Below are 13,284 nucleotides of genomic sequence, written 5' to 3' on the forward strand. Positions count from 1 at the left end.
GCTGATTGAATCTCATATAGCGGAAGGTTTCTGTCACAATGTGGAGATTAGCGCACGAGGGGGCGCCCGGCTAACGGCGCCCGGTCGCAATCCGATAGGTTGAAACGTAAACCTATCGGGGCGATGTTGCCTGCCTGGCGGCCGCTCCTGCCCCGGCGCAACGGTAAGGAAAAAGTTCATGGACGCACGGCTGGAAGCCATTAGGGACACCGTCCTGGCACGGAACCCGGGGGAAACAGAATTCCACCAGGCGGTGGTGGAGGTCTTTGAAAGCCTGGGCCCGGTGCACGACCGCCACCCCGAATTCCTGGAAGCCGCGATCCTGGAGCGCCTCTGCGAGCCCGAGCGCCAGATCATCTTCCGGGTCCCCTGGACGGACGACTCCGGCCGCGTGCGGATCAACCGCGGCTTCCGGGTGGAGTTCAACTCCGCCCTGGGCCCGTACAAGGGAGGCCTGCGCTTCCACCCTTCCGTATACCTCGGGATCGTCAAGTTCCTCGGCTTTGAGCAGATTTTCAAGAACGCCCTGACGGGAATGCCCATCGGCGGCGGCAAGGGCGGTTCCGACTTCGATCCCCGCGGCCGCAGCGACGCCGAAGTCATGAGGTTCTGCCAGTCCTTCATGACCGAGCTCTACCGCCATATCGGCGAATACACCGACGTCCCCGCCGGCGACATCGGTGTGGGCGGCCGCGAAATTGGCTACCTCTTCGGCCAGTACAAGCGGATCACCAACCGGTATGAGTCCGGCGTTCTCACCGGCAAGGGCATCTCCTGGGGCGGATCACTGGTGCGGCCGGAGGCCACCGGATTTGGCACTGTGATCTTCACAGAGCAGATGCTCCGGACCCGCGGGACGTCCTTTGATGGCCAGCGCGTGGTTGTCTCCGGATCCGGCAACGTGGCCATCAACGCCATCGCCAAGGCGCAGTCGCTCGGCGCCACCGTGGTGGCCTGCTCCGATTCCTCCGGTTATGTGGTGGATGAGGCGGGCATCGACGTCGGACTGCTCCGCGAGGTGAAGGAAGTGCAGCGGGCGCGGCTCAAGGACTACGCCGAGCGGCGGGCGGGCGTTGCCTACGTGGACGGCGGCTCGGTCTGGGACGTGGACGCTTCGGTGGCGCTGCCGTGCGCCACCCAGAATGAGCTCGACGGCGGTGCTGCCGCCCGGCTGGTGCGCGGCGGCCTGATGGCCGTCGGGGAAGGTGCCAACATGCCGTCCACGCGCGACGCCGTGGCGGTGTTCCAGGACGCCGGGGTGCTCTTCGGTCCCGGCAAAGCGGCGAATGCGGGAGGGGTAGCCACGTCGGCCCTGGAAATGCAGCAGAACGCCAGCCGGGACGCGTGGTCCTTCGAGCATACCGAGGCGCGGCTGACGGACATCATGGTGGGCATCCACGACCGGTGCGCGGCAACCGCCGAGGAATACGGCGAACCGGGCAACTACGTGCTCGGCGCGAACATCGGCGGCTTCATCAAGGTGGCCGACGCCATGTTGGCGCAGGGCTTGATCTAGCAGGGCTTGATCCGGGAGGGCTTTTTCCAGCAGGGCTTGATTTAGCCGCCGCGGCGCCACTGGGTGGGGGAGACCCCGAACGCGTCCCGGAACGTGCGGCTGAAGTGGGCGGCGTCCAGGAATCCCCAGGCGGCGGCCACGGCGCCCACGGACTTTCCGGCGTGCAGCGGGTCCCGAAGGTCCCGCCGGGCACCGTCCAGGCGCTGGCTCCGGATGAAGCCGGCAACTGTGCTGCCGGACTCGTGGAAGACGTTGTGCAGGTGCCGGGTGGAGATGAAGTGCGCCGCGGCGATTCCCGCCGGTGACAGCAGCGGCTCGGAGAGGTTGGCCTCGATGTACTCCCGGATCGACACGGCCAGGAGTGCCTGCGGCTTCATCCTGTCCGGGGAGATGTCCATTTCCGCATGCAGCATGGTGGACACCAGGTCCAGGGCATTCGTGGCCAGCCTGGATCCGCTGGGCCCGTTCAGGACATCCAGGTTCGACGACAGCTGCCGGATGAACTGGCCCACAATGCCGCTGAGGCCGCTGCTGCCCATCCGTACCGCCGCAAGCTGGCCGACGTAATCCGTGGGCAGGGACAGCGCGTCGCAGGGAAACATGAGCACCATGATCAGGGTATTTTCCTCGAAGGCGAGGGTATAGGGCCGGTTGGTGTCGTAGATGGCAAGGTCCCCGGGGTGAAGCACCGCTTCCCGGTTGTCCTGGATCAGCAGGCCCGTTCCCTCCAGCTGCAGGTTCAGCTTGAAGTAGCGCTCGTGGGCCTGGGCGATCAACGCCGGCGTGCGGTGGACCTCGTGGGAGCTGGCGGTGACTTCAACGATGGACATCCGGTCCAGCACCCGCGAACGCATCTGTCCCCGGAAGCCGTCCACGTCGTCGGTCCGCGCTGTGAGGGGCACGAAGGATTCGGCCACCAGGTGCTTCCAGTGGTCGAACGAGCCGGCCACCCTGGAAACAAGGTCCTGCGGTGCATATCCGGACGTTGCCCGGGTTGGAGCTGTTGCTGGCATGGTGTTCCTCGTTACGTATGCAGCGTGACGTTCCCCCGGCTGTGTCGTGGGACACAGTGAGTCCAGATTAACCCCGGCTCCGTCTTTTTTCAACAGTTGGCGAAAATAAAACTGCGGCTCCGCGCTGGGTAAATCCGGCGCGCGCTTCACAGGTGGGCTGCAGCCTCCCGTGGCAGGATCGAGCCATGGACGGAGCAGCTGCCCCCGGGGGCATCAAGCGGAACTTTAATTCCCCTGCGCACCACTCGCGGCTCAGGATGCTGGTGATGCTGGGCGTGGGCCTGGCTGCCGCCCTGCTGGTGGGCTTTTGGGGCAATTGGGCATACGCACCCGCTCTTGGCTGGGCTGCTGCGTCCGTGACGTACCTGCTGTGGGTGTGGATCGTCATTGGGCGCCTGGGGCCCGCCGCCACCGCGGCCCATGCGTTGCGTGAGGACCCGGGCCGGGTCTTTTCGGATGCGCTGGTGCTCACGGCCACGGTGGCCAGCTTTGCGGGCGTGGGGCTGATCCTGGCGGATGCCTCCAATGCCCAGGGCTACACCAAGGACGCAACCGTGGCCATGGCCCTGGGCAGCATTGCCTTGTCCTGGTTCCTGGTCCACACCCTGTTCACCCTGAGGTATGCGGCCATTTACTACCGGGACGGGACCGGCGTTGATTTCAACGAGGAGACCCCTCCCCGGTACGCGGACTTCGCCTACCTGGCCTTCACTGTGGGGATGACGTTCCAGGTGTCCGATACCGACCTCAAAACCAACGCCATCCGTTCCACCGTCCTGCGGCAGGCACTGCTGTCCTACCTCCTTGGTGCGATCGTGCTGGCCACCACCATCAACCTCGTGTCGGGTCTTATCCACTAGCCGCGCCGCCGGGCTGGCGGGACATAGTCTGGGTCCATGGCGGACATCAGAGTCAACTGGCACCGGCGGCACAAGGAAGGGCTCACCCCTGGCGAAAGGGCCGCGGACACCCTCCGGAACGGGATGGGCAGCTGGCCCTTCGTGGGCATCTTTTTGGCTTTCATGATGCTGTGGGCTGCCCTGAACTCCTACGTCCTGGCAACCAGTGCGTGGGACCCCTATCCCTACATCCTCCTGAACCTTTTCCTGTCCATGCTGGCCGGCCTGCAGGGGGCCATCCTGCTGATCGCGGCCAAGCGCCAGGATGCCATTGCCTCGGCGATGGCGCAGCATGACTATGAGACGGACGTGAGGGCGGCGGCGCAGATAGAAATGCTCATGAACATCAATGCCGAACAGTTGAAGCTGCTGCAGGAACTGCGGGACATGAGGAACGGGCCGCCCGCCGAAGGCGCCGGAGCCGAATTCCCCTGAAAACGACAATGGGTGCAGCTCCTGCTGGAGCTGCACCCATTACGCGAGCGTCGATTAATCCTTCTTGAACGCATCCTTGACGTGCTCGCCGGCCTGCTTGAGGTCCGACTTTGCCTGGTCTGTCTGGCCTTCGGCCTTCAGGCTTTCATCGCCTGTGGCGTTTCCGGCAGCTTCCTTGCCCTTGCCGCCGAGCTTCTCTGCTGCGTTGCCAATCTTGTCATCCAAACCCATGGAGATGCTCCTTACAGTTCGTGCTCGCTCCGGTGTGAACCAGAACCTGACCCCTCAATAGTAAGCATACTTTCGAGTATGGCGCTCATTTGCCCGCGGGATTTTTGCCGAGCAGCGCAAGGTAGCCCTCAAGCTGGGCGGCGTGTCCAAAGTCCGTCCTGCCCTCCGGCGCAAGGGCAGCCTCAATCTGCGCGCCGAGGAGCATGTTCAAAAGTTGGCCGGCCAGGACGTGGTCGTCGACGGCGGCGGTCACGTCCCCGCTGTCCCTCGCCTCCGCCAGGTAGCGCCGGATGGCAGCCAGCCATTCGTCCATGGAGCGCTGGTGGATCCCGGCTTTTTCGGCATCGTTGACCGCCCTCTGCCAGAACGGGATAACAATCCGTGCCTCGTTGACGCGCTCCTCATCCAGGGGGAGCACTTCAAGGCAAAAGGCCCGGAGTGCGGCGAGGCCGGACTTGCCCTGCGTGACCTCTGCAATCCGCTGGTTGGTGCGGTTGAACACATGGCTGAATGCGAACTCCAGCAGTGTGTCCTTGGTGGGGAAGTAGGGTTTCAGTGCGCCGTTGGCGAATCCTGCCTCCATGGCAATCTCCCGCATGGTGGCGCCTTCGAGACCCTGCCGGGCAATGATCCGCCAGGTGGCATCCACCAGTTCCAGGCGCCGCTCGTCATGGTCAACAATCTTGGGCACTGCGGCCACTCCCCGAAAAAATATTGGTCCAGCCTCTTGTGAGCCATGTTACGGACGTTTATTCTCTACAACTATAGAAAATAAACCCAGTGGCCGGAAACGGCCCGGACAAAGGTTCACCCCCATGACGCTTGCCCCAACCGAAACTGTCTCCGCCTTTGGCCTGGCAACCGCCGCCGAAATCCTGCAGGTTCGGGCCATCCTGCAGGCGGAAGGCCACCTGGGCCCGCAGCACAGGATCGCCTACCTTGGCCTGCTCGATCCCGCCCGCGGCGCGGCTCCGGAAACCGCGGACCGCCGCTTCCGTGTGTTCATCCACGACGTCTCCGGCGCGGCCCCACGCGACGTCATTGTCTCCGCCACGCACCAAAAGGTGGCCTCCGCCGTCGAACTCGACACCGCGGTGACCGGCGAACTGCCGGTCCTGGAGGAGGAATTCGAAGTGGTGGAGTCCCTGCTGGCCACCGATGAACGGTGGCTCAAGGCGCTGGCGGACCGCGGTCTCGCCGTGGAGAAAGTCCGCGTGGCTCCGCTGTCCGCCGGTGTCTTCGAATATGCCGGGGAGAAGGGCCGGCGCATCCTGCGCGGGCTGGCATTCGTCCAGGAGTTCCCGGAGGACAGCGCCTGGGCGCACCCCGTGGACGGCCTGGTGGCCTATGTGGACGTGGTCAGCAAGGAGGTCACCCAGGTGATCGACCTCGGCGTGATGCCCATCCCGGCCGAGCACGGCAACTACACGGACCCGGAACTGACCGGGCCGCTGCGGACCACCCAGAAACCCATCAGCATTACCCAGCCGGAGGGGCCCAGCTTCACGGTGACGGGCGGCAACCACGTGGAGTGGGAAAAGTGGAGCGTGGATGTGGGGTTCGATGTCCGCGAAGGCGTGGTCCTGCACAACCTTGCCTTCCAGGACGGCGGCCGGAAGCGGCCCATCATCAACCGGGCGTCCATCGCCGAGATGGTGGTCCCGTACGGTGACCCGTCACCGGTCCGGTCCTGGCAGAACTACTTCGACACCGGCGAATACCTGGTGGGCCAGTACGCCAACTCCCTGGAACTGGGCTGCGACTGCCTGGGCGAGATCACCTACCTGAGCCCCGTCATCTCCGATGCCTTTGGCAACCCCCGGGAAATCCGCAACGGCATCTGCATGCACGAGGAGGACTGGAGCATCCTCTCCAAGCACTCGGACCTCTGGAGCGGCGTCACCTACACCCGCCGCAACCGGCGCCTGGTCATTTCCTTCTTCACCACCATCGGCAACTACGACTACGGCTTCTACTGGTACCTCTACCTGGACGGCACCATCGAATTCGAGGCCAAGGCCACCGGCATTGTCTTCACGTCCGCCTTCCCCGAGGGCGGCTCGGATAACATTTCGCAGCTGGCACCCGGGCTGGGCGCGCCCTTCCATCAGCACCTCTTCAGTGCCCGGCTGGACATGGCCATCGACGGGTTCACCAACCGCGTGGAGGAGGAGGATGTGGTCCGCCAGGCCATGGGACCCGGCAATGAGCGGGGCAATGCCTTCTCCCGCAGGCGCACCGTCCTGGCCCGTGAATCACAGGGTGTCCGGGAGGCCGACGCGCGCACCGGCCGGACCTGGATCATCTCCAACCCGGACTCCCGGAACCGGCTGGGCGAACCCGTGGGCTACAAGCTGCATTCCCACAACCAGCCCACCCTGCTGGCGGATCCCGGTTCCTCCATCGCCCGCCGGGCCGCGTTCGCCACCAAGGACCTGTGGGTCACCCGCTACGCGGAGGACGAGCGCTACCCCACGGGCGACTTCGTGAACCAGCACGCCGGGGGAGCGGGCCTGCCGGCCTACGTGGCGCAGGACCGCGATATCGACGGGCAGGACATCGTGGTGTGGCACACCTTTGGCCTCACCCACTTCCCCCGCGTGGAGGACTGGCCCATCATGCCCGTGGACACCGTGGGCTTCAAGCTCCGTCCCGAGGGCTTCTTCGACCGCAGCCCGGTGCTGGATGTCCCGGCCAATCCGAACATGCAGGCTGCGGCCTGCCACACCGAGGGCGGCAGCGGTGGCTCCTGCCACTGACCTCCTTGCGCCGGCAGGGAGCACGACGGCGGCAGGACGGGCCGGTGCCAGGGGTCCGGTCCTGCATCCGCGGCTGGTGGCCGTGGTCACCGCCGTCTGCTGCGCGGCACACCTGTGGCTGGCCGCTGCCGGCCGTCATGGGGTGTGGCTGAGTGTACTCATGCTGGCACTCGCCGCCATCTGCATGCCGTGCGCGGTCCACATCTGGCGGCACAACCGCGTGGGCGCCCTGCACCAGGTCACCGCCGCTGCAGTGGCCATGGCCGCCGTGCACGCCGTCCTGCTGCTGGCCGCCGGCGGTGCGGGGCACGCCCATGCCGGCGCCCCGCCGTCGTCCGTTGCCCCTGCGGACGGCGCGGCGGAACTGCTGCTGGTCATCGCACTGGAATTGGCGACAGCCTTGCTGGCCGCCGCGCTGGTGGCACGGCTCCGGCGGGTGCCCGTTTAGCGGGTGCCGCCCGGCCGGAGTCAGCCCGCGGGGACGCCCAGGGGCCGGGCGACGTGCAGCCGCTCATGCTCCACCAGCCATTGGATGGATTCGAAGACGGCCTGCTCCGGCTCATACCGGGGCGCATAACCCAGCACGGACGCGGCCTTTTCAATGCTGAAGCAGTGGCTGCGGTAGAGGTGGCCCCAGCTGGACTCGGCGTAGTCCCGGGAGGTGTTTTCGCGGAAGCGGTCCCACGTCACCGTCTCCAGCACGGCGGCGTGCCCGAACCAGGCGGCCGCGATGTCCGCGTAGCCACGCACGGTCAGGGCCGTCGGGGCCACGATGTTGAAGTCCTCGCCGGCGGCCGCCTCCCGCTGCGCGATGGCCTTTTCGAAAGCCTGGGCGACGTCGTCGGCATGCACGTGGTGCATCAGTTCCGCGCCGCTGCCGGGGATCCGGAGGGGTTGGCCGGCGGAGAGCGTCTGCCAGACGGACGGATCCAGGTTTCCGAGCGGGCCAACGGGGTGCCACCCCGGACCGACGATGTGGCCGGGGTGCAGCGACGTGGTTGCCAGGCCTCCGCTGGCGGTCTCTTCCTTGAGCATCAACGCGATCCGGTTCTTCTGGATGCCGTAGTCGCCAAAGGGTGCTGCGGCGGAATCCGAACCTTCCCGGATGGGCAGCTTCAGGCTTTGCCCGTAGCGCCAGATGGAGCCGCAGTGCAGCAGGTGCCCCACCTCGCCGCGCAACCGGTGCACCAGCGCCGCCGCAGATTCGAGGGTGAAGCAGACCAGGTCCACCACGGCATCCGGCTTGAGCGCGGACACCCGCTCGGCGAACGTTCCGTCCCGGTCTTCCTCCTGCCGGTCCGCGGTGACCTGGTGGACCTGTTGCCATTCGGGCGTGTCCGTGTAGGGGGCGCTGGTGCCGCGGCTGATGTTGGTGACTTCGTGGCCTGCGCGGACCAGCCGGGGGACCAGGAACGAACCGATGTGGCCGCTGCCGCCGATGACGGTGACTTTCATTGCTCTCCGATCGTCGTGTTCCCCTCAACGGTAGGGCCCCGGCGGCAGGAAAGGGAGGTCTGGGGGACCTCCCTTTCCTGCCGGTTCGCCGTGCTTCCGCAGAATCAGGCGGGCTTGGCGTACTCGGCCGCGCTGATGACTTCATACCCAACGAACGTCTCGCCGCCCTCCACCCAGGCGTCGTGCCCGGCCGGGATGGAATAGGCGTCACCGGCGTGGATGGTCTTCTGCGTTCCATCGTTGAGCTGCACCGTCAAGGTGCCGCCGGTGCAGAAGCCCAGATGGTTGTTCTGGCAGCTGTCCGTCTTGACCACCGTCTTCACGGTTTCAGACCAGCGCCAGCCGGGCTCGAAGGTGAACCGGCCAAGGGTGGCGCCGCCAATGCTGACCACATCCACCTGGGTCTTGGGTGGGCGGCGCTTCTCATCGGGTTCGTCGAAAGATTTGGTTGCAAGGTCCGTGACCGTTACTGCGGGCATTTCTGGCTCCTTCATAAGGAGTGGTTATTGAGTTCGTCCGGGGCTGTGTGCGCCGGGAAAGGGGACCGGCAGGGCGGGATGTGCCCGTCCAGAACCTGCCGGCCCCGTGTGCGACGCTCCCAATGTGCTCCCGGACGGACCCGATGTCAATGACGCTTCTCGCAGATCAACCTACTTTTCGCCAGGGCCCAGGTCCGGGCCGCCGGCGAACCCCACCAGCCGTGTGGAGCTGCCGTGCAGTTCCAGGATGGCCAGCTCATTGAGCCCCTGCCGGACGAGCGGCCCGGGTATGTAGAGGGTGCGCTGCGGGCCGCGGCTCCAGTAGCGTCCCAGGTTGACCCCGTTGATAAAGGCGTTGCCCTTGGTCCAGCCGTCGAGCCGGAGGTATCGGTCGCCGGGACCGTCGGCAGCAAACGACCCGAAGGACACGGATGGGCCCGCAACGCCGCCGGAACCTTGGAGTTCCCCGGCTTCCTGCCGGAAGTCACCCAGCGGGGCAAGGTCCACCGGCCGGAGGGCCCAGTCCAGAACCTCTGCGCCATCCAGTAGCGCCGGTGCGATCAGGCCCTTCGCTTCGCCGAGCCTGGGCCCGTAGTTGACCCTGCCCTGGTCCTCTACAAGCACCTGCAACAGCCCTTCCCGGGGGATGACGATGGAGCCCTCGCCGAGTTCGCGGCTCAGCGTTCCCAGCGGAAAGCCGTCCAGGAAGAACTGCGCCCGGTCACGTACGTCGGTGAAGGAGAGTACACCGCTGCGGGCAAGGACCTTTTCGTAAAGGAAGAATCCGCGGTATTGGCCGGTGGCTTCGGCGGCTGGAACCGCTCCGGCCACCACCTGGGCCGGACTGCCCAGCCATGAGACATCCAGCAGCGGTACGCTTTCCGTCAATTCCACCCCGGCCTGGGCGGCAACAGGCCGGCGGCCTGGTACTTCGGCCGGAACCGGGAAGTGCTTGGCGATGACACTGCGGAACGCGAAGTACTTTTCCGTAGGGAAGCCGTCTTCGGCCAGGGGGGCGTCGTAGTCGTAGGACGTAATGGTGGGCTCGTAGATGCCCTTGTCATTGGCGCCGTTGGTGAAACCGAAATTGGTGCCGCCGTGGAACATGTAGATGTTTACCGATGCCCCGGCGGACAGCAGGGCGTCCAGTTCCGCTGCAGCGGCGGCAGCATCGGTGGTGTGGTGGTGGGTTCCCCAGTTGTCGAACCAGCCGTTCCAGAACTCGGCGCACATCAACGGCCCCGTGGGCTGCCGCTCCCGCAGGAAGGCCAGCCGTTCATCCGCCCTCGAGCCAAAGGTGCCGGTCTTGTGCAGCCCGGGGAGCGAACCGTCCTCGATCATGGTGCCGAAAGGCTGGTCACAGGTGAACAACGGCACCTCCACGCCCGCCCGCTTGGCAACGTCCACGAGGTGCTGGAGGTATTCCTTGTCCGCGCCGTAGGCTCCGTACTCGTTTTCTATCTGGAGCAGGATGACGGGACCGCCGGTGGTGACCTGCCGTTCCACCACGATGGGCAGCAGCTGGTCCATGAAGGCATCCACGGCGGCCAGGTAGCCGGGCTCACTGCTGCGCACGCCGATGGTGGGATCCGTGAACAGCCACGCCGGCAGCCCGCCGTTGTCCCATTCTGCACAGATATACGGGCCGGGCCGGACGATGGCACGCATGCCCTCGGCCGCCACGAGGTCCAGGAAGCGGCCAAGGTCCAGGCTGCCGTCAGTCCGGAAAACGCCTGGGCTGGGGGCGTGTTCATTCCAGGCCACATACGTTTCGATGGTGTTGAGCCCCATCAGCCGTGCCTTGCGGATCCGGTCTGCCCATGAATCCGGGTGCACCCGGAAGTAGTGGATGGCGCCGGAAAGGATTCGAAACGGCTCGCCGTCCAGGAGGAAGTCGCGCTCGCCGATGGCAAAAGAGGTCAATGGGTATCCTGGGGAGTGCGGAGTGCAGCGGAGAAGGCATAATCGGAGTTGCTCCACACCACGAACAGCAGCGGCGCCGGGGCCAGCGCCACGCCGAGGACCGGCTGGAGCAGGGCGGCGGCAGCGATGATTCCCAGAAGCACCAGCATGGCCAGGCTCAGGTACCAGCGCTGCACGGACACGTATAAAGCGGCCTTGACCAGGCCCTTGAGGCCGGCGGCCGGGAAGAGTGCGACGCCGGCAACCGCCATCACGGCAATGGCCACCGTTAGGGCTGCGGCCACCGCGATCACCGGCACCAGCAGCGCCGCGGCCGGCATGGACTGAACGATGGCCAGGTCCACGCCAAGGAACAGCAGTGCCGCCACGGCGGCCAGGCCCAGCAGGGCCGAGCGCCGGAAGCCGTGCCGGTAGCCCCGCAGGAAGGAGGCGACCGGCTTGACCGCAATACCGTCGTCGTTCAATGCCTTGAAGGCGGCGAACAGGCCGGAGAGAGACGGCGGGACGGTGGCCGAAAGTGCCAGGAAGAACGGCCATGCGGCAACAGGGTCCGCTACCAGGGCCAGGCACAGCACCAGCGGGGCGTTGGCCGCAGCCATCAGCACGTTCCCGGCCAGGAACGTATAAACGAACCCGAAGATGCTCCCAAAGGTGTCAAACCCGGGACTCGGAATCCGCCCGGCCAGTCCGCGCCGCGGTGCTGCTTGCTCCCGCAATGCACTCAACCCTTCATGCCGCTCGTTGCGATGCCTTGGATGAAGTACCGCTGGCCAACCAGGAAGATCGCCAGGATGGGGATCACCGAGATGACCGAGCCGGTCATGATCATTGCGTACTCCGCGTCGAACTGTCCTACGAATGAACGCAGTCCCAGCTGGACCGTCCAGAGCCGGTTGGACGTGAGGTAGATGAACGGCCCCATGTAGTCATTCCAGGTGTTCACGAACGTCAGCAGTGCCAGGCTGGCGAGCGCCGGCTTGGACAGCGGCAGGATCACCCGCGCCCAGATGCCGTACTCGCTCAGGCCGTCAATCCGGGCGGCCTCGCACAGTTCATCCGGGATGGTCATGTAGTACTGGCGCATCAGGAACACGCCGAACGCGCCGAACGCCTGCAGCAGGATCAGGGCGTTAAAGCTGTTGGTGAGCCCCAGGTTCTGCATCATGATGTACTGCGGCACCATGTAGGCCTGCCACGGCACAGCGATGGTGCCGATGTAGGCCAGGAACAGGACATCCCTGCCTGGGAAGCGGACCTTCGAGAACCCGTAGGCGGCCAGGGAACCCGTCAGCACCTGCAGGCACGTGATGATCACGGCCAGGTACAGCGAATTCTGCAAGTAGCCCATCATGGGAATGCGGGTCCAGATGTCCGTGTAGTTGCTCCACACGAATTCGCTGGGAATCCACTGGATGGGAACCGTGAGGACCTGGTTGTTCTCCTTCAGCGACGAGGAGACCATCCAGATAAACGGCACCATGAGTGCCACCACCAGGACGGCGAGGACGGAATAGATGACCAGGTCACTGGTGCGCTTTTCCCGCTCCCGGGTCGAGCGTCTGCGGTCAATCCGACGGCGGTCTTCCGTGGCAGGTGCCAGGCCGGCGAGGGGAGCTTCGGTCTTGAGGTCTTCGGCCATGTTGGTCATCAGCGTTCCCTCCGCTGTTGGATCTTGAACTGCAGGACGGTGACCGTCAGGACGATGAGGAACAGCACCAGGGAGATGGCGGACGAGTAGCCGAACTTTCCTTCACCGATGCCTTCCTGGTAGATGAGCTGGGACAGCACGGTGGTGGAGCGTCCCGGTCCGCCGTTGGTCATGACCACGATCAGGTCGAAGACCTTGAAGCTGGAGACTGTCAGCATGACCACCACGAAGAAGGTGGTGGGCCGCAGGGACGGGATGGTGACGTTCCAGAAGCGCTGCCACGCACTGGCGCCGTCCACCTCTGCCGCTTCATACAGTTCGGTAGGGATGGCCTGCAGCCCGGCCAGGTACAGGACCATGTAATAGCCCATATCCCGCCAGACGCTGGTGATGATGACTGCGGGCAGTGCCCAGTCGGAGCTGGAGGTCCAGCCCGGCGCATTGGCGATGCCAATGGCGTGCAGGAACTGGTTGATGGGGCCGTTGTCCGGGCTGAACAGCATGTTCCAGACCACTGCCACCGCCACCAGGGAGGTGATGTAGGGGAAGAAGATGGCCACCCGGAAGAAGCCAATGCCCTTGAGTTTGCGGTTCAGCAGCATGGCCAGCAGAAGGGCCAGGGCCATGGTGAGCGGAACGTGCCCGATGGCGTAGACCACGGTGTTCCGCAGTGCCACCCAGAAGGAATCGCTGGCGAACATCCGCTGGAAGTTGGCCAACCCCACCCATTTGGGGGCGGTGAAGGAGGTCCACTCCATGAAGGAGAGGGCGAATGCTGCCAGCACCGGAATGAGCGTGAAGGCCAGGAACCCCAGGAAGTTTGGCAGGATGAACGTCCAGCCGATCAGGGTGTTGCGCCTGGCCTGCTTCCGGTTGCCCCGGCCGGCGGCCGGGGCAACCTTCGAAGGAATGGTTTCAGTAGTCAT

The 13,284-nt window shown here is 65.4% G+C and carries 14 protein-coding genes; 5 read left to right on the top strand and 9 right to left on the bottom strand.

Annotation, left to right across the window (positions count from 1 at the left end; translation table 11 throughout):
* Positions 1-178 precede the first annotated feature (178 nt).
* Entirely contained in the window at positions 179-1,516 is a 1,338-nt protein-coding gene (gene gdhA / locus AC3ANU_RS04050; RefSeq protein ID WP_018770040.1) for an NADP-specific glutamate dehydrogenase, read from the top strand.
* A 41-nt stretch (positions 1,517-1,557) separates the two neighbouring features.
* On the opposite strand, the gene AC3ANU_RS04055 is transcribed toward gdhA, so the two are convergent.
* On the bottom strand, positions 1,558-2,529 hold the full coding sequence (locus AC3ANU_RS04055) for an AraC-like ligand-binding domain-containing protein (protein WP_488315499.1): 972 nt from the start codon (positions 2,527-2,529) through the stop codon (positions 1,558-1,560).
* Between the two features lie 185 nt (positions 2,530-2,714).
* Here AC3ANU_RS04055 and AC3ANU_RS04060 point away from each other — a divergent pair, with 185 nt between their 5' ends.
* Together AC3ANU_RS04060 and AC3ANU_RS04065 are read left to right on the top strand one after the other, a co-directional pair.
* Positions 2,715-3,389, top strand: a complete 675-nt coding sequence (locus AC3ANU_RS04060; RefSeq protein WP_223992878.1) for a DUF1345 domain-containing protein — start codon at positions 2,715-2,717, stop codon at positions 3,387-3,389.
* A 36-nt stretch (positions 3,390-3,425) separates the two neighbouring features.
* Positions 3,426-3,863 carry a DUF1003 domain-containing protein gene (locus AC3ANU_RS04065; protein WP_018770043.1) on the top strand — a complete coding sequence of 146 codons (438 nt, stop codon included), beginning with the start codon at positions 3,426-3,428 and terminating at the stop codon, positions 3,861-3,863.
* A 54-nt stretch (positions 3,864-3,917) separates the two neighbouring features.
* Here the strand turns inward: AC3ANU_RS04065 and AC3ANU_RS04070 are convergent, their stop codons facing one another.
* Positions 3,918-4,094, bottom strand: coding sequence for a CsbD family protein (locus AC3ANU_RS04070; protein WP_018770044.1), 177 nt, complete (start codon positions 4,092-4,094; stop codon positions 3,918-3,920).
* Positions 4,095-4,179: 85 nt separating this feature from the next.
* Positions 4,180-4,785, bottom strand: coding sequence for a TetR/AcrR family transcriptional regulator (locus AC3ANU_RS04075; protein WP_056392088.1), 606 nt, complete (start codon positions 4,783-4,785; stop codon positions 4,180-4,182).
* A gap of 124 nt (positions 4,786-4,909) precedes the next feature.
* Here AC3ANU_RS04075 and AC3ANU_RS04080 point away from each other — a divergent pair, with 124 nt between their 5' ends.
* The gene (locus AC3ANU_RS04080) at positions 4,910-6,853 is read left to right on the top strand and encodes a primary-amine oxidase (protein WP_018770046.1); all 1,944 of its coding nucleotides are present in this window, start codon (positions 4,910-4,912) and stop codon (positions 6,851-6,853) included.
* A complete protein-coding gene (locus AC3ANU_RS04085; RefSeq protein WP_478222781.1) occupies positions 6,837-7,301 on the top strand; it encodes a hypothetical protein in 465 nt (154 codons plus the stop codon). Before AC3ANU_RS04080 ends, AC3ANU_RS04085 begins: the two co-directional genes overlap by 17 nt.
* A 20-nt stretch (positions 7,302-7,321) precedes the next feature.
* Here the strand turns inward: AC3ANU_RS04085 and AC3ANU_RS04090 are convergent, their stop codons facing one another.
* The 6 genes from AC3ANU_RS04090 to AC3ANU_RS04115 all read right to left on the bottom strand — a co-directional run bounded on the left by AC3ANU_RS04090 (position 7,322) and on the right by AC3ANU_RS04115 (position 13,284).
* Positions 7,322-8,308: an NAD-dependent epimerase/dehydratase family protein gene (locus AC3ANU_RS04090; RefSeq protein WP_478222782.1), complete on the bottom strand. Its 987-nt coding sequence runs from the start codon at positions 8,306-8,308 to the stop codon at positions 7,322-7,324.
* Between the two features lie 104 nt (positions 8,309-8,412).
* A complete protein-coding gene (locus AC3ANU_RS04095) occupies positions 8,413-8,787 on the bottom strand; it encodes a cupin domain-containing protein (RefSeq protein WP_018770049.1) in 375 nt (124 codons plus the stop codon).
* A 171-nt stretch (positions 8,788-8,958) separates the two neighbouring features.
* A complete protein-coding gene (locus tag AC3ANU_RS04100; protein WP_488315500.1) occupies positions 8,959-10,710 on the bottom strand; it encodes a glycoside hydrolase family 35 protein in 1,752 nt (583 codons plus the stop codon).
* Positions 10,707-11,426 carry a hypothetical protein gene (locus AC3ANU_RS04105; protein ID WP_488315501.1) on the bottom strand — a complete coding sequence of 240 codons (720 nt, stop codon included), beginning with the start codon at positions 11,424-11,426 and terminating at the stop codon, positions 10,707-10,709. Before AC3ANU_RS04105 ends, AC3ANU_RS04100 begins: the two co-directional genes overlap by 4 nt.
* Positions 11,427-11,431: 5 nt before the next feature.
* Positions 11,432-12,358: a carbohydrate ABC transporter permease gene (locus AC3ANU_RS04110; RefSeq protein ID WP_082581756.1), complete on the bottom strand. Its 927-nt coding sequence runs from the start codon at positions 12,356-12,358 to the stop codon at positions 11,432-11,434.
* A complete protein-coding gene (locus tag AC3ANU_RS04115) occupies positions 12,358-13,284 on the bottom strand; it encodes a carbohydrate ABC transporter permease (protein WP_056391847.1) in 927 nt (308 codons plus the stop codon). The genes AC3ANU_RS04110 and AC3ANU_RS04115 overlap by 1 nt, the downstream gene beginning before the upstream one ends.

Source organism: Arthrobacter sp. SDR-2R, from assembly GCF_057747955.1.

Coding starts and splice junctions, on each gene's coding strand:
- gdhA (WP_018770040.1), top strand. CDS start 179: ATGGACGCACGGCTGGAAGCCATTAGGGACACCGTCCTGGCACGGAAC.
- AC3ANU_RS04055 (WP_488315499.1), bottom strand. CDS start 2,529: ATGCCAGCAACAGCTCCAACCCGGGCAACGTCCGGATATGCACCGCAG.
- AC3ANU_RS04060 (WP_223992878.1), top strand. CDS start 2,715: ATGGACGGAGCAGCTGCCCCCGGGGGCATCAAGCGGAACTTTAATTCC.
- AC3ANU_RS04065 (WP_018770043.1), top strand. CDS start 3,426: ATGGCGGACATCAGAGTCAACTGGCACCGGCGGCACAAGGAAGGGCTC.
- AC3ANU_RS04070 (WP_018770044.1), bottom strand. CDS start 4,094: ATGGGTTTGGATGACAAGATTGGCAACGCAGCAGAGAAGCTCGGCGGC.
- AC3ANU_RS04080 (WP_018770046.1), top strand. CDS start 4,910: ATGACGCTTGCCCCAACCGAAACTGTCTCCGCCTTTGGCCTGGCAACC.
- AC3ANU_RS04090 (WP_478222782.1), bottom strand. CDS start 8,308: ATGAAAGTCACCGTCATCGGCGGCAGCGGCCACATCGGTTCGTTCCTG.
- AC3ANU_RS04095 (WP_018770049.1), bottom strand. CDS start 8,787: ATGCCCGCAGTAACGGTCACGGACCTTGCAACCAAATCTTTCGACGAA.
- AC3ANU_RS04110 (WP_082581756.1), bottom strand. CDS start 12,358: ATGACCAACATGGCCGAAGACCTCAAGACCGAAGCTCCCCTCGCCGGC.
- AC3ANU_RS04115 (WP_056391847.1), bottom strand. CDS start 13,284: ATGACTACTGAAACCATTCCTTCGAAGGTTGCCCCGGCCGCCGGCCGG.